At 70.2% G+C, this 16,947-nt stretch carries 18 protein-coding genes and 1 tRNA gene; 6 read left to right on the top strand and 13 right to left on the bottom strand.

The genetic code is table 11. From position 1 onward, the window contains the following. Positions 1-30 precede the first annotated feature (30 nt). The gene (locus tag BLV39_RS01210; protein WP_090786190.1) at positions 31-717 is read right to left on the bottom strand and encodes an SDR family oxidoreductase; all 687 of its coding nucleotides are present in this window, start codon (positions 715-717) and stop codon (positions 31-33) included. Between the two features lie 144 nt (positions 718-861). Between BLV39_RS01210 and BLV39_RS01205 the strand changes: the two genes are divergently transcribed. Next, the gene (locus tag BLV39_RS01205) at positions 862-1,515 is read left to right on the top strand and encodes a TetR/AcrR family transcriptional regulator (protein WP_090786188.1); all 654 of its coding nucleotides are present in this window, start codon (positions 862-864) and stop codon (positions 1,513-1,515) included. Here the strand turns inward: BLV39_RS01205 and BLV39_RS01200 are convergent. Beyond that, complete coding sequence (locus tag BLV39_RS01200; RefSeq protein ID WP_239084090.1) at positions 1,504-3,279, bottom strand: DUF6311 domain-containing protein; 1,776 nt, start codon at positions 3,277-3,279, stop codon at positions 1,504-1,506. The genes BLV39_RS01205 and BLV39_RS01200 overlap by 12 nt on opposite strands. Positions 3,280-3,487: 208 nt before the next feature. On the opposite strand from BLV39_RS01200, the gene BLV39_RS01195 reads away from it, so the two are divergent. Then, positions 3,488-4,198: a class I SAM-dependent methyltransferase gene (locus BLV39_RS01195; protein ID WP_090786185.1), complete on the top strand. Its 711-nt coding sequence runs from the start codon at positions 3,488-3,490 to the stop codon at positions 4,196-4,198. 10 nt (positions 4,199-4,208) lie between these two features. On the opposite strand, the gene BLV39_RS01190 is transcribed toward BLV39_RS01195, so the two are convergent. Then, a tRNA-Ser gene (locus tag BLV39_RS01190) sits at positions 4,209-4,295 on the bottom strand. Positions 4,296-4,346: 51 nt separating this feature from the next. Here BLV39_RS01190 and BLV39_RS01185 point away from each other — a divergent pair. Continuing rightward, on the top strand, positions 4,347-5,285 hold the full coding sequence (locus BLV39_RS01185) for an NAD(P)H-quinone oxidoreductase (protein ID WP_090786183.1): 939 nt from the start codon (positions 4,347-4,349) through the stop codon (positions 5,283-5,285). Here BLV39_RS01185 and soxR read toward each other — a convergent pair. Next, positions 5,272-5,769, bottom strand: a complete 498-nt coding sequence (soxR, locus tag BLV39_RS01180; protein WP_275414349.1) for a redox-sensitive transcriptional activator SoxR — start codon at positions 5,767-5,769, stop codon at positions 5,272-5,274. The two genes, BLV39_RS01185 and soxR, sit on opposite strands and share 14 nt — an antisense overlap. Continuing rightward, positions 5,733-6,422 carry a glycosyltransferase family 2 protein gene (locus BLV39_RS01175; RefSeq protein ID WP_090791000.1) on the bottom strand — a complete coding sequence of 230 codons (690 nt, stop codon included), beginning with the start codon at positions 6,420-6,422 and terminating at the stop codon, positions 5,733-5,735. Before BLV39_RS01175 ends, soxR begins: the two co-directional genes overlap by 37 nt. A gap of 193 nt (positions 6,423-6,615) precedes the next feature. Here BLV39_RS01175 and BLV39_RS01170 point away from each other — a divergent pair, with 193 nt between their 5' ends. Continuing rightward, entirely contained in the window at positions 6,616-8,229 is a 1,614-nt protein-coding gene (locus BLV39_RS01170) for a ricin-type beta-trefoil lectin domain protein (RefSeq protein ID WP_090786181.1), read from the top strand. 41 nt (positions 8,230-8,270) lie between these two features. Here BLV39_RS01170 and BLV39_RS01165 read toward each other — a convergent pair whose 3' ends face one another. The 5 genes from BLV39_RS01165 to BLV39_RS01145 all read right to left on the bottom strand — a co-directional run bounded on the left by BLV39_RS01165 (position 8,271) and on the right by BLV39_RS01145 (position 12,800). Beyond that, positions 8,271-8,849: a hypothetical protein gene (locus BLV39_RS01165; protein WP_090786179.1), complete on the bottom strand. Its 579-nt coding sequence runs from the start codon at positions 8,847-8,849 to the stop codon at positions 8,271-8,273. 56 nt (positions 8,850-8,905) lie between these two features. After that, entirely contained in the window at positions 8,906-10,252 is a 1,347-nt protein-coding gene (locus BLV39_RS01160; protein ID WP_090786178.1) for a sensor histidine kinase, read from the bottom strand. After that, the gene (locus tag BLV39_RS01155) at positions 10,245-10,928 is read right to left on the bottom strand and encodes a response regulator transcription factor (RefSeq protein ID WP_239084091.1); all 684 of its coding nucleotides are present in this window, start codon (positions 10,926-10,928) and stop codon (positions 10,245-10,247) included. The genes BLV39_RS01160 and BLV39_RS01155 overlap by 8 nt, the downstream gene beginning before the upstream one ends. 46 nt (positions 10,929-10,974) lie before the next feature. Continuing rightward, complete coding sequence (locus BLV39_RS01150; RefSeq protein WP_239084096.1) at positions 10,975-11,526, bottom strand: hypothetical protein; 552 nt, start codon at positions 11,524-11,526, stop codon at positions 10,975-10,977. A gap of 101 nt (positions 11,527-11,627) precedes the next feature. Further along, positions 11,628-12,800: a thiolase family protein gene (locus BLV39_RS01145; RefSeq protein ID WP_090786175.1), complete on the bottom strand. Its 1,173-nt coding sequence runs from the start codon at positions 12,798-12,800 to the stop codon at positions 11,628-11,630. A gap of 77 nt (positions 12,801-12,877) precedes the next feature. On the opposite strand from BLV39_RS01145, the gene BLV39_RS01140 reads away from it, so the two are divergent. Continuing rightward, the gene (locus tag BLV39_RS01140) at positions 12,878-13,282 is read left to right on the top strand and encodes a PH domain-containing protein (RefSeq protein WP_090786173.1); all 405 of its coding nucleotides are present in this window, start codon (positions 12,878-12,880) and stop codon (positions 13,280-13,282) included. Here the strand turns inward: BLV39_RS01140 and BLV39_RS01135 are convergent. Together BLV39_RS01135 and BLV39_RS01130 are read right to left on the bottom strand one after the other, a co-directional pair. Continuing rightward, the gene (locus BLV39_RS01135; RefSeq protein ID WP_090786171.1) at positions 13,279-14,184 is read right to left on the bottom strand and encodes a rhomboid family intramembrane serine protease; all 906 of its coding nucleotides are present in this window, start codon (positions 14,182-14,184) and stop codon (positions 13,279-13,281) included. The genes BLV39_RS01140 and BLV39_RS01135 overlap by 4 nt on opposite strands. 27 nt (positions 14,185-14,211) lie before the next feature. Beyond that, on the bottom strand, positions 14,212-14,742 hold the full coding sequence (locus tag BLV39_RS01130; protein ID WP_090786169.1) for a peptidylprolyl isomerase: 531 nt from the start codon (positions 14,740-14,742) through the stop codon (positions 14,212-14,214). Positions 14,743-14,896: 154 nt separating this feature from the next. On the opposite strand from BLV39_RS01130, the gene BLV39_RS01125 reads away from it, so the two are divergent. Beyond that, positions 14,897-15,583, top strand: a complete 687-nt coding sequence (locus BLV39_RS01125) for a hypothetical protein (RefSeq protein WP_090786167.1) — start codon at positions 14,897-14,899, stop codon at positions 15,581-15,583. 48 nt (positions 15,584-15,631) lie between these two features. Here BLV39_RS01125 and corA read toward each other — a convergent pair whose 3' ends face one another. Next, positions 15,632-16,693: a magnesium/cobalt transporter CorA gene (gene corA / locus BLV39_RS01120; protein WP_373315442.1), complete on the bottom strand. Its 1,062-nt coding sequence runs from the start codon at positions 16,691-16,693 to the stop codon at positions 15,632-15,634. Between the last annotated feature and the right edge of the window lie 254 nt (positions 16,694-16,947).

The following is a 16,947-nucleotide window of genomic DNA, read 5'->3' as shown; positions in this document are numbered from 1 at the left end:
CATGGCCGCGCGGACCTCAGCCAGGGACGCTTATGAGGTCAGGACGCCGCCTTCGACGTAGAGCTCTTGGCCGTTGATGCCGCTGTTGCGCAGCAGGAACTCGGTGGCGTCAACGATCTCAGCCACCGTGACCAGGCGGCCGATCGGGCTGCGGGCCACGTGCGGGTGGTTCGGCACCTCGCGCCAGCGCGGGCTGTCCCCGACGACGCCCGGGTGGATGACGTTGATCCGGTGCGGTGCGATCTGGCCGGCCAGGGTCTTGGCCAGGCCGCCGAGCCCCGCGTTGTGGGTGGTGACCACGGTCGAACCCGGGTAAGGCAGGTCCTTGGCCACGCCGCCGAACAGCACGACGGAGGCGTTCGGGCGGAATCGGTCGCGCAGGACCCGCACCACCTCGACGTAGCCGACCAGCTTGACCGTGTGCGCCGTCACAGCGGCGACCACGTCGAACTCGGCGAGCGTGCTCATCGTCGGGTGCATCGCGGTCAGGACCAGGTGGTCCACCTCGGTGATCGGCGCGAGTGCGGCCTCGATGGTCTCCGGCTTCGACAGGTCGACCGCCAGGCCCTGGACGCCTGCACCGATCTCGGCGGCCGCGGCCTCGGCCCCGTCCTTCGTGCGGCTGGTGACCACGACCGTGTCACCCCGGGCGGCGAGATGCGCCGCGATGGGCAGTCCCAGTCCGCCGGTGCCACCTACAACGATTGCCGTGCCCATGTGCCGGTCCCTCTTCCCGTTGGTCGACCCCGTGGAACTGTGCCACGCCGCAAGGCGGACAGCCCATGATCGTGAGCATGGTCATTGACGCAGCAACTAAATTTTAAAGGGAGGTCAGAGTTCCGTTTTCGATAGGCTGCTGAAGTGAGCACACGGCTCCGCGCGGACGCCGAACGCAACCGGCAACGGATCATCGACGCCGCCCGGCGGGTCTTCGCGGCCCAGGGCGTGCACGCACCGGTCGAGGAGATCGCCAAGGAGGCCGGCGTCGGGATCGGCACGCTCTACCGCCGCTTCCCCGACCGCACCGAGCTCGTCGAGGCCGTCTTTCTTGAGCGGGCCGGGCGCTACCTGGCCGCCGCCGAGGAGGCCCGGTTGATCGACGACCCGTGGGAAGCCTTCCGCAGCTATTTGGAACAGCTCTGCGCCATCCAGGCCGAGGACGCCACCGTCACCGACGTGCTCACCCTGACCCTCCCGGCCTCGGGCGCCCTGGAAACGCTCCGCAACCGGCTGTACGCCACCCAGAACCGGCTGATCCGGGCCGCCAAGGCCCAGGGCACGCTGCGCGCGGACTTCGTACCCGAGGATGTGCCCCTGCTGCTCATCGCCAACGCCGCGATCATCCGGACGGTCGGCGCCGAGGTGCCCAGCAGCGCACCCCGGTTCCTCGCGCTGGCCCTCGACGCTCTGCGCACCGACAACCCGAGCCCGCTGCCGGACCCGCCTGATCCCGCAGCACTCGTGGCGGCCATGCAACGTCCGCCGGTCAAGCAGCGCGGCCGCTCAGCGAGCTAGCGTCGCCGGGTCCCAGAGCCAGACGTCGGAGACCTTCTGCGGCGGTACGCCGTACAACTCGGTCAAGGTCTTGACCCACAGCGTCGAGTCTCGGCGTTTGGGCACGACCACCGCGCCGGCGTTCCAGTAGGACAGGTCGGCCAGTGCGTTGGCCCGGGTCCCCGGCGCGGCGGACGGGACCCGGCCGGTGCGGCTCACGTACCGCAGGTAGTAGTTGGTGGGCCGGAACTCCGACGTGAAGTTCGCGATCCGCTCGGGGCCGACCGGTGCCAGGAAGTAGCCACCGGCCAGCGGCATCCGGGTCATCGTCATGGCCGACCAGCGGATGGGGTCGTTGACCCCGGAGGTCGGCATGGGCACGAAGACGATGCTCTTGCCCCCGGCGGCATACCGCGCCCACGTCCCCGACGAGACGAACAACGGCGTGTCGGACAACTTGGTCGCCGGCAGCGCGGTCGGCGCGATCGGCACCAGCGCCACGAGCAGCACCGCCGCCCCGACCGCCCGGAACGCGATCAACGCCCTCCCGCGCAGCACGTCTGAACGCTGCTGCGCCGCCGCGACGCCCAGCGCCAGCAGGAGCCCGACGATCGGGGTGACGGCCAGCGCCCACCGGGTCGGCACCGCCGAGCTCAGCACCGGCACGTCGTGCAGCGACTGCCACAGCGACGGCAGACCCGTCGGCGAGCCGTGCAGCCGCACCACCGGGCCGAGCGAGAGGTAGGCGAAGACGACGCCGACCACGAACAGCCCGATCGCCGCCGCGCTGCGCCGCAACGCGACCACCACCACGACCGTGAGCACGACCAGCGGCCAGCCGAAGAAGGAGTTCTCCTCCGCGGCGTTCTGCGCCAGCCCCCGGGCGGAGTCCATGGAGCCCAGCAGGGACTCGCGGGACAGGCCGACGTACGCCGCGAGGTCGGCGCCGTAGCCACGGACCTCGTACGGCAGGCCGCTGTAGGACTGGGGTCCCGTGAGCAGCATGGCGATCGGATACCAGAGGGCCGCCAGGGCGACGCCGACCGCGACCAGCGACCCGAACAGGAAGGGTCGCCAGGTGGCCCGGGCCTCCCGCCAGCGGATCGCCGCGGCTACGGCCAGGAAGATCACCAGGCCGACGGCGGTCATGAACAGGATCTCCAGGTTGATGAACGCCTGCCAGATGACCACGACGCCGAGCAGGACGCCGTTGCGGAGCCAGCGCGGGCGGCGCAGCTCCAGCGTGCGCCAGATCAGCACCGGCACGAGGAACTGGGCGACCAGGTTGGGATGGCCGTTGGCCTGGGAGATCATCCCGGGCGCGAACGCGCAGAACCCGGCGCCGATCCAGGCCGCGAACCGGCGCTTGAGCAGGTAGCGGGACAGCACCAGGTACCAGGCCACCGCCGTGAGGATCAGCGCGCCGGTGAGGAAGACGTTGAAGGCGACGTGCGGGCCGAACAGCAGGGTCACCGGGGTCAGCGGAATCGAGATGCCGAGCACCGAGGTGTTGGCCATCAGGTTGATGCCGACCGGCGCGTTCATCTGGTCCGAGAAGAACGGTGACGCCTGGCCGGTGGCGACCAGGGCGCCGTGCCCGAGCATCCACTCGAAGAAGGCCTGGTCGGCGCGGTTGGCGGCGAGGCCCCAGGTGGGGTGCAGCCAGATCCGGTAGGTCGCCCAGAAGGCAAGTAGGACATAGGTGGCCACGGCGGCCAGATCTTGGGCCGGCCCGCGCCGCATGAGCCGCAGCCAGCGCGACCGGCGGTCGGTCACAGGCGCCACATCGGCCACCCGAGGCAGATCCGACGTGTCGGTCTCGCCTATCCCACCCACCGCCATCGGCTCCTCCACCGCCTGTCAGGGGTTTCCGTGGCAGACCGGCAAATCACCGGATCTCTGACACATCCGACCTAGGTTTTCATACCGTAACCAATAGGGAAGGGCTCTCACGTTCCATCGAGGTAACTGTCCCTACCGGGGGAGGCGACAGATGGCCGAGATCACCGGGGATCAACAAGTCCAGTCCGAGGTACTCGAAGGCTTGGCCACAGCGGTCAACCACCGGCGCTGGTTCGCCGAACTGGCACAGCCCTATCTGGGCAGCAACCCGATCGAGATCGGGAGTGGACTCGGCGACTACGCGCTCGAGTGGGCACCACACACTGCCCGGTTCACGGCGACCGAGGCCGATCCGGACCGGCTGATCGCGCTCAAGGATCGGCTGGCCGGCCACACCGACATCGAAGTGCGCCAGATGCTGCTGCCCAGCGAGGTCGACGGGGCGTACACGGCGGCGGTCTCGTACAACGTGCTCGAACACATCGAGGACGACCGCCGCGCGCTGCAGAGCATGGGCCGGCTGGTCCGGCCGGGCGGCGCGGTGGTCATCATCGTGCCGGCGTTCCCGTTCGCGATGAGCCCGGTGGACATCGCCACCGGCCACGTCCGGCGCTACACGATCAGGTCGCTGGCCCGGGTCATGCAGCGCGCCGACCTGCGGGTCGAACGGATCAACTACACGAACGCGCTCGGGCTCATCGGCTACTACATGGCCACGAGCGTCTTCCGGCTCACGCCGAAGGAAGGCGCGATGGTCAAGTTCTACGACAAGCTGGTGCTGCCCGCGACCAAGGCGGTCGAGCAACGGGTCCGGCCACCGTTCGGCCAGTCGGTCTTCGCGGTGGCGCGCAGGCCACGCTGAGGAGCCGGAGCGGAGGGTGTGGGATTCGAACCCACGAAGACATCGCTGCCTTACCGGTTTTCAAGACCAGCGCCATCGGCCACTAGGCGAACCCTCCTGGACGCGGGGTCAAGTCTGCCATGCGCCCCAGGACAGGGTAAGAAAGGGCATGCGCGCGATAACGATCCACGAGCCGGGCGGACCCGAGGTGCTCACCTGGGCGGAGGTGCCGGATCCGACGGCGGGGCCGGGCGAGGTCCTGGTAGAGGTCGTCGCGTCCGCGGTCAACCGGGCTGACCTGCTGCAACGCCAAGGGCACTACAACCCGCCGCCCGGCTCCTCGCCCTATCCGGGGCTGGAGTGCGCCGGGCTGCTCGACGGCGAACCCGTGTGTGCGCTGCTGTCCGGGGGCGGCTACGCGCAGCGGGTCGCCGTGCCCGCCGACCATCTGCTGCCGGTGCCCGCCGGCGTGGCGCTCGACGAGGCCGCCGGGCTGCCCGAGGTGGCCTGCACGGTCTGGTCCAATGTGGTGCGCGGTGCGCGGCTGGCCGAGGGCGAGACGTTGTTGGTCCATGGTGGATCCAGCGGGATCGGCACGTTCGCCATCCAGCTCGGCAAGGCGCTCGGCGCCCGCGTGATCACCACGGCACGCAAGGTGAAGCACGAGGCGTTGCTGGCGCTCGGTGCCGACCACGTCATCGACTACTCCACCGAGGATTTCGTCGAGGTCACCCAGGGCCTCGGTGGCGCCGACGTAATCCTCGACATCATCGCCGCGTCCTATCTGGACCGAAACATCGCGGCGCTGGCCAGCAACGGGCGGATCGCGACCATCGGCACCCAGGGTGGCCGGCGGGCCGAGCTCGACTTCCGCAAGCTGATGGCCAAGCGCGGCTCGATCTCCGCGACCACGCTGCGGGCCCGTCCGGCGGCGGAGAAGACCGCGATCATCGCCGGCGTACGCGAGACGGTGTGGCCGTTGATCGAAGCCGGCCGGATCCGTCCCGTGATCGACCGGCGGCTCCCGATGGCGCGCGCCGCCGACGCGCACCGGGTGGTCGAGGAGAACGAGCACATCGGCAAGGTGCTGCTGGTCAATCCTTCGTGACCCGGCGGGCGGCCCGCCGCAGCAACAGTTGCGGGCCGCTGCCGTCGGCCGACAGCCGGTCACCGGCGTTGTAGAGCTGGCAACGCTGCATGGACAGGCAGCCGCAGCCGATGCACTCGGAGAGGTCGTCGCGCAGCTCCTCGAGCAACGCGATGCGCTCGTCCAACCGGGTGCGCCAGAGTGCGGAGAGGTGGCTCCAGTCGGCCCGGGTCGGCGTGCGGTTGTCGGGCAGCTCGGCCAGCGCGGCGGCGATCTCGTCCAGCGTCACACCGACCTGCTGCGCGATCCGGATGAAGGCCACCCGGCGCAGCTCTGCACGGTCGTAGCGGCGCTGGTTGCCGCTGGTGCGGCCGGCGCGGATCAGCCCCAGCCGCTCGTAGTAGCGCAGCGCGGACGGTGCGACGCCGGAGCGCTCGGACAGCTCACCGATGGTGAGCGCGTCGGTGGTCAGCGCTTGCGGGCGCGCTCGCGGCCCAGGATCCACAGTGCTTCGACGCCGTCTTTCCAGGTGATCTTCTTGCCCTCTTCACGACCACGAGCCCGGTAGCTGATCGGCACCTCGTAGGGCCGGATCTTGCGGCGCAGGAGCTTGCCGGTCACTTCGGCTTCCATGCCGAAGCCTCGCGACTTGATCTCCAGTGACCGGTAGAGCGAGACCGGAAGCAGCTTGAAGCAGGTCTCCAGGTCACCGATGTAGGAGTTGAAGAGGACGTTCGCGGCGGTGGTGACGGCCTTGTTGCCCATCACGTACCAGAAGCTGTAGGCGCTGTGGCTGCCGAAGGTCCGATTGCCGTAGACAACCTTGGCGCGCCCGTCGAGGACCGGGTCGAGCAGCTTCGGGATGTCCAGGGGGTCGTACTCGAGGTCGGCGTCGAGGATGACCATGTAGTCACCGTTCGCGCTGTCGACCGCGGTTTTGATCGCCGCACCCTTGCCCGCGTTGCGGGGGTGCGTGATGACCCGTAGGCGCGCGTCATCGGCAGCGCCGTCGAGGATCGCACCGGTGCCGTCACGACTGCCGTCGTTGACCACGACCAGTTCGATCTCGCACGGGTACTCGACCGCGAGCGCCTGCTTGAGCGCCTCCGCGATGCGTTCTTCCTCGTTGTAGACCGGCATGAGGATCGAGAGCTTCAACGGAATCTCCAGGGCGGACGACAAATCCGCACCAGCCTACCGGCTCCGTTTGAAGATCGTCCTTCGCCCATCCAGCCGTTCCCCCGATAGGGCTCGGCCAATCACCTGAGGACTATTCACATATGCGGGTTCATCAGGCTACTCTCCGGTAACTCAATCGATACCTTCCGATTGAGCCGAAAGGAGTGCGTCGATGCTCGACTCCCGCAAAGGGTTGCCAGGCAACGCGCTCCGGGTGCCACTGCGGCGTACCCTCGCCGCCGCGGCGCTCGTCGCGGGCCTCGTCCTCCCGTCCCTCGTCGCGACCGGAAGCACCGCCGGCGCGGCCGACCGTCCGCCCGTCCAGCCGCTGCCGGCCAACCTCGAAGCGATCCGCGCCGCCGAAGCGACCACGCTTTACGGCAGCCCCGCCGTCCGCCCTCTCGAAGAGCGCAAGACCGCGCTGGTCACCATGGGTGACAGCGAGATCTCCGGCGAAGGCGTCGGCAACTACGTCCCCGGCACACACCAGGACGGCAACTGGTGCGACCGGTCGTACGACCAGGCGGTGTTCCGCACCGGCATCGCGTCCGACACCCAGTTCAACATCGCCTGCTCGGGTGCCACACCGTGGAACCTGATCGCCGGCGGTCCGACCCAGTGGAACGAGCTCAACCAGGGCGACAACCTGGCGATCAAAGCGCGGAACACCCGCGTCAAGCTGATCTGGGTGGTGGCCGGCGCCAACGGCGACGGGACGATCCAGTTCGGCCCCGTGGCCACCGACTGCGCGATCCGCCGGGTGTTCTTCCAGGGCGCCTGCTACCCGACGTACACGGATGTGTGGACGACCCGGGTCGAAGGCACTCGGGCGGCGGTCGAAGACGCGCTGCGCAGCATCCGCGCCACGATGACCGCGGCCGGTTACCTGGCCGCCGACTACGAGCTCGTCCTGCAGTCCTACCCGAGCCCCGGCAGCCCCGACGTCGAGGACAACCCCAACTTCCCCGGCTGGTACTCCGGCGGTTGCCTGCTCTATCTCGCCGACGCGGCGTTCGCCCGCAACAAGGCCGTCCCGCTGTTCGAGCGCGGCCTGCGCCAGGCGGCGGTCAACACCGGCACCCGCTACCTCGACGCCAGCCGGCTGTTCCACGGCCACGAGGTGTGCACCGACAACACCAGCGTCCGCGGCCTGTACATCGAGGTCGGGATCTGGAACGAGAACGCCGCACGCCAGTCGTTCCACCCCAACGCCCGCGGCCACGGCATGTTCGCCGAGTGCATGACCGCGTTCGTGGCGTCCGCGCTGCCGCAGGCCACCTGTGTCGACCAGGCCAGCACCGGCCACGGCACGCTGGTCGGCGGGCTGCTGGAGTTCAAGCAACTACGCAACGCCGGCACCGGAAAGTGCGTCGACGGCAAGGGCTACGACTCGCGAAACAGCACGGCGCAGCAGTCGTACGCCTGCCACGGCGGCCGCAACCAGGGCTTCTGGTACGACCCGGCGCGGCAGTCGCTGCACAGTGAGCTCTCGCACGACCGCTGCCTGGACGTCTCGGGCGGCTCGCTGACCGCGAACACGGCGGTCAACATCTACAACTGCACGGGCGGCGCCAACCAGAAATGGGTGTTCGCCGGCAACCAGATCAAGGCGGCCGGCAACAGCGCCCTGTGCCTGGCCTTCGACAGCCCGCTGCTGGGCACGCCGCGCCTGCGGCTGGCCAACTGCGGGTCGAGCACCCGGCAGCAGTGGTCCTTCGAGTCCCGCAACTTCCCGAACCCGGTCGGCTACGGCCACGACGACTTCATCGGCGACCGGGTGTACTGAGTGGTGTCGGGGCCCCCGGTTCTCGGGAGCCCCGACTTCTCTCATTTCTCGCGCGGGATGACGACCAGCCGCGCGGCGCCGCCGTCGCCGTCCTTGGTGCCGGCCACCCCGACCTGGTCACCCACGGCGAGCTCGTCGGCCTGGATGGAGTTACGCCGTTCGACGACGCGCAGATCGTCGGCGAACGACCAGGTGATGGTGAACCCGTCGCTGCTCTTGACGGTGAGCGAGTCCCCGTCGACGGCCGTGACCTGCCCACGCTGCACGAGCACGGTCTGCGTACCGCCGTCCTTGGTCTTGACGACCGCCTCGCCGTGCAGCGTGTTCTTCCGCAGCAGCACCCGCGCCTTGAGCCGCTTGCCGCGCTCCCGGTCCTTGCCCTTTTCCCCGGGCGAAGGCGAGGCACTGGGCGCCACGGCCTTCAACTGCGCGAGCTCAGCCGGCGTGATCTCGTCGGGGTCGAACCCCATCGCGACCAACGCCTGCCCCTCGACACCCATCCCGGCCGACACCTCGACCCCGGCGTCGTCGCCGGCCGGTGCACCACCCACGGCCCCACAGCCCGTCAGGCCGAGCCCGACAACCGCGACCAGACCGATTCCCGCAAGCCAACGCCTCATGGTCTCCCTCTCTGCTCTGTCAGCACCCACGATGAGCGACGACCACGAGGGAGCGATCAGGCGAAGGTAAGGGCTTCGTAAGGCTGTGGCGGCAGCGTGATCGTGAAGCGGGCGCCGCCTTCCGGGGCATGTCCGGCTTCGATCTGGCCGCCCAGGCGGCGGACCAGGCCGTGCACCAGGGCCAGACCGAGGCCGCTGCCGCCCTTGCGGACTCCGTCGTAGCGCTGGCGTAGGGCACCGCGTTCGAAGACCAGCGGCAGGTCGTCCTCGGTGAAGCCGGGGCCGCCGTCGCGGACCTCGAGGAAGGAGCCCGGGCGGGTGGCCAGCACGATCGGGGCGCCGGCCGGGACCACCCGCAAGGCGTTCTCCAGCAGGCCGTCGAGGATCTGGCGGGTGCGGCCCGGGTCGGTGAAGGCCGGCACCGGGAACGCCGGCGCCTCCACGACCAGGGTGACGCCGGCCGCCGCGCAACGAGGGCGCCAGGTGTTGGCGGTTTCGGCCACGATCGCCGTGAGGTCGACCGGCAGCGGGGTCAGCGGGAAGTCGACCGCGTCCAGGCGGGCCAGGGCCAGCAGGTCGGTGACCAGTCGGTCCAGGCGTTCCGCCTCGGCCAGCACCGTGCGGCCCGCCCGGGCGGCGCCGTCGCCCTCGATCACGCCGTCCGACAGCGCCTCGGCGTAGCCGCGGATCGTGGTCAGCGGCGTACGTAGCTCGTGCGAGACGGACAGCAGGAAGTCCCGTTGTCGGCCCTCACTTGTGGACAGTGCTTCGGCCAGCCCGTTGAGCGCGTGTGCCAGCGACTCCACCTCCTGCGGAGGCTCGACCGGCACCCGGACGCCGCGTTCGCCACCGCCGAGGCGCCTCGCGGCCAGAGCGGCGTTGCGGATCGGGCGGGCCAGCCGGCTGCCCAGTAGGACCCCGGCCAGTACGCCGGCGGCCAGGCCCGCGAGCAGCGCCAGCCACAGGTTCTGGCCGATCGCCCGCCAGATGCCGGTGGCCCGCGGGTGGGTCAGCACCACCGCGTTGCCGTTGTTGTTGATCGGGCGCGCCTCCACAAGGGACGGGACGCCGCCGACGACCGCGCGGCCGGAGAACGAGCCGTCGGTCACCTGCTCCAGCACCGCCGGTGGCAGGCCCGGTTGGTCCGGTACGCCCCGGCGGAGCACGAACAGCGAGATGTCCCGGTTGCGCAACGCGTCCAGCAGCTTCTGGTCGCCGGCCGGGCGGGGGGTGGCCCGCAGTGCGGCCGCCACCACGGTGGCCTCGGCGGCCAGTGACTCGCGCGTACGCGCCTCCACCGTGCGCGCCGCCAACGGAATCGCGACCAGCGCCGTCACCAGCACGGACACGACAGCGACGGCACAGCCGACCAGAGCGGCGCGGGCAGTCAGGGTCCTAGGCATCGATCGCGTACCCGACGCCGCGGTGGGTGCGGATCAGCGCGCCGGCAGCGCCGAGCTTGCCGCGCACCTGGGCGATATGCACGTCGACGGTGCGGGTGCCCGAATGCGCGGCGTACCCCCAGACGGCGGCGAGCAGCTCCTCGCGGGTGAACACCCGTCCGGGTCGCCCGGCCAGGTGCGCCAGCAGGTCGAACTCGGTGGAGGTGAGCTGCACCGGCACGTCGGCGACGGTGACGCTGCGGCGGCCCGGGTCCAGGGTCAGCGGGCCGACCGTGCGCGGACGCTCGGCCGCGGCGGCCACGCCGCCCGAGGCCCGCCGCAGCACCGCGCGCAGGCGGGCGACCAGCTCGCGGGGCGAGAACGGCTTGGTGATGTAGTCGTCGGCGCCGAGTTCCAGGCCGACGATCCGGTCGACCTCGTCGTCGCGGGCGGTCAGGAAGATGACCGGGGTCCAGTCGCCGCCCTCGCGCAGGCGCCGGCAGATTTCGGTGCCGGACAGGCCCGGCAGGGCGATGTCGAGCACGCAGGCCACCGGGCGCACCCGGCGGGCCGCTGCCAGACCGGCCTCGCCGTCGTGCTCGACGTGCACGCCGAACCCGTCCCGGCTCAGGTAGAGCCGGATCAGGTCCGCGATCGCCCGTTCGTCTTCGACGACGAGCACCAGGCCATCTGCCACCGGCCCATCATGGCCGACCGGCGTACCAGGCGATGTAAGAGGAAGGTTAGAAAGCCACCGCGACGGCGTGCCGCGAGCGGCCCAGCGTTTCCCACGCCCCGGTGTCGCGGCGCAGCGCATCGCGGGTGGCGGCCGGGGCACCAGCCCCGGCCGCCGTCCCGACTCCCGCGCGGGCAGTGCGCGGGCGGAAGACGTGGCTCAGCAGCGCGTCCAGGTGCCACACCTGCTTGGCGTGACCGACCCGGATCCAGAATCGCTCCCGAACCCCGTCGACGGCCGTGGCCGCCAACTCAACCGCGGACAGCCGCGGATCGGGGTTCCACGTCACGTTGCCCAGGTGACCCAGTTCCGTGTTCAGATGCAGCCGGAGGCGGTGCAGCATCCGCGACTCGTGGGTCACGACCAGGCGACGGTAGGTCAAAAGCATCAGGTACTCGCCCTGCGCGGGGCGGTCGGCGCGGGTGCACCGGGCCACCAGCGCGGCGGCATCGTCGGCGGCTACACAGCGCCGGAAGACCGGCATGTGGCGGCTGACGGTGGGGATAGCCACACCGGCTTCCGCGGCGGCTGGCAGGAACGTACGGGAGAAGACGTCCATGCCAGTCACAACGACGCTGCTCGCTGGAGGGTCGCGGCTTCCCTATGCCGACTTCCTTAAACCTCCATTAGGATCATTGCCCTAAAAGTGGACAGTAACCCTTATAGTGCCTCGACAATCGTCGCGTTCGCCATGCCGCCGCCCTCGCACATGGTCTGCAGGCCGTAGCGGATTCCGTTGTCCCGCATGTGATGCAGCATCGTCGTCATGATCCGCGCGCCGGAGCCGCCCAACGGGTGGCCGATCGCGATCGCGCCGCCACGCGGGTTGAGGCGGGCCGGGTCGGCCTCGGTCTCGGCCAGCCACGCCAGCGGCACCGGGGCGAACGCCTCGTTGACCTCGTACACGCCGATCTCCTCGATGCCCAACCCGGCGCGGCGCAGCGCCTTGGCGGTGGCCGGGATCGGCGCGGTCAACATCACCACCGGGTCGTCCGCGGCGACCACCGCGGTGTGGATCCGGGCCAGCGGCCGCAGGCCGTGCCGGGCCGCCCACTCGCTCGTCGTCACCGCCAGCGCCGCGGCACCGTCGGAAATCTGTGACGCGGAACCCGCGGTCACCACGCCGTCGGCCTTGAACGGGGTCTTGAGCTCGCCCAGCTTGGCCAGGGAGGTGTCGCGCCGCACACCCTCGTCGGCCGCGACCTTGCCGCCGTCGGCGGTGGCCACAGGCGCGATCTCGGCGTCGAACAGGCCGGCGTCCTGCGCGGCGGCCGCCTTCTCGTGGCTGGCCAGGGCGTAGCCGTCGAGCCGCGCACGGTCGAAGCCCCACCGGGCGGCCATCGTCTCCGCGCCGACACCCTGGCTGAACGGCACCGGGTCGTCGGCGGCGAAGCCCTCGTGGTCGCGGTAGCGGGCGCGCACCAGGTCGCCGAACGCGTTGCCGGCACCGATGCTCGAGCCCATCGGCACCCGGCTCATCGACTCGACGCCGCCGGCGACCACCAGGTCGCTCTGGCCGGCGATTACCGCCGCCGCCGCGAAGTGGATCGCCTGCTGGCTGGAGCCGCACTGCCGGTCGAGCGTCGTGCCCGGCACCGACTCGGGCCAGCCGGCCGCGAGGACCGCGCCGCGGGCCACGTTCCAGGACTGGTCACCGACCTGCGAGACACAGCCCCAGACCACGTCGTCGACCTCAGCCGGGTCCAGGGCGAGCCGCTCGGCCAGGGCACGAAGGGCATGGGCCGAAAGATCCACCGGGTGTACGCCCGACAGACCGCCCTTTCGGCGTCCGACCGGCGTCCTGACCGCACCGACGATGACCGCGTCCCGCATGATTACTCCCCGGTAACGTGAGCCTTGCCCGAATCCTACGTCGTGCTCGGGCCCACCCTGGCTGGGATGCTTGTGCGGTGACGACTCGCTGGCGCGTTCGGCCCGCCCTGCCGACCCTCAAGCTCACGGGCGCCGTGTTGCTGGTGGTGCTGGCGGCGGTGTTCGCCACCGACGCCGTGGCGGTGGCCGTGGCCAGCGTGGCCGGGGCCGGGCTGGCCATCTGGGGATTCCGGGACCTGCTGGCGCCCGAGCGGCTGGCCGCCGACCCGACCGGGCTCACGGTGCTCACCGGCTTCGCCCGGCGGCGGCACATCCCCTGGTCGGCGGTGGAGAAGATCTCCGTGGATCGGCGCGGGCACGCGGGGGTACGCAACGAGACGCTGGAGATCGACGCCGGCGACTCGGTGCACATCTTCAGCCGCAACGACCTCGGCGCCCCCGTGGAAGAGGTCGCCGAGGCCCTGGAAGCCGTGCGGGTCTAGAACGAACTGGCGCTCAGGGTCAGCCCCACCAGCGCCACGAAGATGAGGATGCAGCCGGACACCTGGATGAGCGTGCGGTTCGCGCGTGGGGCGTAGACCAGGACAGCGGCCACCACGCCGCCGGCCAGGCCGCCGCCGAGGTGGCCCGCCCAGGAGATGCCGGGCAGCGTGAAGGTGATGAACAGGTTGATCACCAACAGGCCGACGATCGAGGACGTGCTGCGTCCGAGCTTGCGTAGGACGACGAAGAACGCCACGAACAGGCCCCACAGCGCGCCCGAGGCGCCCGCCGTGAGCGAGTTGGGGTCGGCCAGCAGTGCCGCGACGCTGCCGCCGATGCCGGCGAGCAGGTAGAGGGCCCCGTAGCGGATGGGGCCGAGGGCGGCCTCCAGCGAACGACCGACCGCCCACAGGGCCCACATGTTGAAGAGCAGGTGGATGATCCCGTAGTGCAGGAAGACCCCGGTGATCAAGCGGTAGTAGCCGCCGTCGTACACGCCGGTGTAGTTGACCCAGCCCCCGTTCGTCGGGAACTGGAACGACGGCCCGATGACCCCGCCGAACGCCTGTAGCTGGGTCGTGCCGGTGAACAGGCCGCCGCGGGGGATCAGCGTGTCCAGGCCGTAGAAGGCCAGGCCGATGAGCGCGGCCAGCAGGTTGAGGCTGATCAGCGCGATGGTCACATAGCCGTGACGGCCGGCGGCACTGCCTCCGAAGGCGGTGCGCGCCGACCGCTGAGTCCGGCGACCTTCCGCGACGCACTCCGGGCACTGATGCCCGACCGAGGCCTCGCGCATGCAATCTGGGCATATCGGGCGCTCACATCGCGTGCAACGCACCCACGTCTCCCGCGACGGGTGGCGATAGCAGACTGGCGCCGCCGTCGGGGGCGATTCATTCATGCCAAGAAAGGTACCTGGCTTCGTCTATCAGCTGTCGACCCGCTGGATCTCGACCCGCTCGATCACCACGTCGTCCAGCGGCTTGTCGCCGTGGCTGGTCGGGGTGTTGGCGATCGCGTCGACGACCTTGGCCGAATCCTGGTCGGCGACCTGGCCGAAGATCGTGTGGCGGTTGTTCAGGTGCGGGGTCGGGCCAACGGTGATGAAGAACTGCGAGCCGTTGGTGCCCGGGCCGGCGTTGGCCATGGCCAGCAGGTACGGGCGGTCGAAGCGCAGCTCCGGGTGGAACTCGTCGCCGAACTCGTAGCCCGGGCCGCCGCGACCGGTGCCGGTCGGGTCGCCCATCTGGACCATGAAGCCGGAAATCACCCGGTGCGAGATGGTGCCGTCGTAGTAGGGACCGTTGCCCTTCTGCCCGGTACGCGGGTCCACGTAGTCGCGGGTCCCCTCGGAGAGCTCCACGAAGTTACGCACGGTCTTCGGCGCGTGGTTCGGGAACAGCTCCAGACGGATCGGGCCGCGGTTCGTGTGCAGGGTGGCGTAAAGGGTCTCAGCCACGGGTACTCCTCCATCGTCGGTGAGTTTCAGTTCGATCCTCCCATGTGCCCGTTCCGGCAATGCGGACACGTCCAAAGGTGGAGGATGCAGGAGGAACTACGCCCAGGAAGGTGGGGGTCTGGTGTTTGGTATCCGGCGGAGAACTCACGCGGAGTTGGTCCGTACCGAGCTCGGTGACAGCTTCGAGCATCTCAAGGCGGCCGCGGGTCACGCTGCCGGCGGGGTGACCACGGCCGTCCGGCCGCGCGTCGACGCCGCCCGTGACTTCGTCGTTCCGTCCGCGACGCGGGCCCGCGACATGGCCGGCACCGGCTGGGAGACGACCCGCGGCACCTGGGAGACGACCCGCTCGTCGCTCCGGCCGCTGGCGTCGACGGCAGGCCACAACGCGCGAGACGCCGCGAAGGCCGTCCGCCGCTCTCGGCGCAACGGAAACGGCAACGGCAAGCGCGCCGCCAAGATGGTCGAGTCGTCGTCATCGTCCGGACGCCGTTGGCCGATCGTTGCCGCGATCCTGGTCGCCGGCGCCGCGTTCGGTGCCGCCGCGATCATGCGCAAGCGTCGGCAGCAGCAGTGGGACGAGTACGACCCGAGCCGCTCGCTGGACGCGGCCCGCTCCGGCGCCGGCGGTGGCGGTCGTGGGCACAGTCACGGCCGGCTCGGTGACGCGGCCGACGCGGCCCGCTCGTCCGTGCGCAGCGCCGCGGCGACCGCCAAGGGTGCGGCGGAGACCGCCAAGACCAAGGCCGGTCAGCGCCTGTCGTCGTCGAGCCAGAGCCCGCAGACGACCGACCCGACGGCCAGCACCGACCACCTGAACTCGCCCAACGGCCGCAACTGAACGAACTGAAAAGAAGGGCCTCCCACTCGGGAGGCCCTTCTTTCGCGGTTAAAGCCAGCCGGATCGGCGGAACCAGCGGTACAGCACGATCGCCGCGACGAGCATCAGGGTCAGTGCGCCGGGATAGCCGTACTGCCAGCGGAGCTCGGGCATGTTGTGGAAGTTCATCCCGTAGATGCCCGCGATGAAGGTCTCCACGGCGAAGATGGCGGCCCAGGACGCGATCTTGCGCATGTCGTTGTTCTGCTCGACCGTGACCTGCGCCAGGCGCGCCTGCAGGATCGAGTTGAGCAGGTCGTCGTAGCCGTTGACCTGCTCGGCGACCCGGATCAGGTGGTCCTGCACGTCGCGGAAGAAGCGCCGGATCTCCTTGGGTACGTGCCGGTTGGTCGACTCGGTGAGCTGCATGATCGGCCGCAGCAGCGGGACCACCGCCCGCTTGAACTCGACCAGCTCGCGCTTCATCTGGTAGATCCGCTGGATCCGGCCGTGCACCTGACGGGCGAAGACCTGGTTCTCCAGGTCGTCGAGGTCGGTCTCCACCTGGTCGCTGACGTCGAGGTAGAGGTCGACGACATGGTCGGCGATCGCATAGGCGACCGACCACGGGCCCTGCGCCAGCAGCTCCTTGCGCTTCTCGAGGCCGGCGCGCACCGGCGCCAGCTTGCACGCGTCGCCGTGCCGCACGGTGATCACGAACTCCGGCCCGATGAACAACATCACCTGGCCGGTCTCGACGACCTCGGTGTTCTCGGTCAGCTCGGTGTGCCGCATATAACGGGCGGTCCGCAGCACCAACGAGTTGATCTCACCGAACTGCTCCAGCTTGGGCCGCTGCTCGGCGGCCACCGCGTCTTCGACGGCGAGCTCGTGCAGCTCGAACGTCTCCGCGATGCCGGCCATCGTGGTCAGGCTCGGCTCGTGCAGCCCGACCCAGACGAAGGCGCTGCCCACCTCTTCGCGGGCGGCATGCAGCGCGTCCTCGGGCGTCCACTCGCCAGGCTGGCGCACCCCGTCGACGTACAGCGCGCAGTCGACGATCTTGTCGCGGCCAGTGAAACCGGGCGTTGGGACCGGCTTCGGCTCGGCAGGACCGAGGATGCGGGTCATCGCCCGGACGGGATCACTCCACGACCTGGTCCGTGATCGAACCTGACTTGCCTTGTCGGCGTCACTCGCCATCGACACGACTCCCTCCGAACCCGGCAACCCGGATGGGCCGAGGTGGAGGTTACGCCTGGAAGGTGGCCGGAGGCCGTCAGGATCACGTCATGATCGCGGCTGGGCGGGCCGGAGCCCGCGGACGGGCGGACCCGAGGAGGGCGCCGGGTGGACCGGCCGCGTCGGGGGGTGGGTGCGAGCGG

The organism is Asanoa ishikariensis, assembly GCF_900107455.1.
GTDB classification, from domain to species: domain Bacteria; phylum Actinomycetota; class Actinomycetes; order Mycobacteriales; family Micromonosporaceae; genus Asanoa; species Asanoa ishikariensis.
The sequence above is the reverse complement of the archived record's forward strand: the minus strand, read 5'-3'. Positions and strand labels throughout refer to the sequence as shown.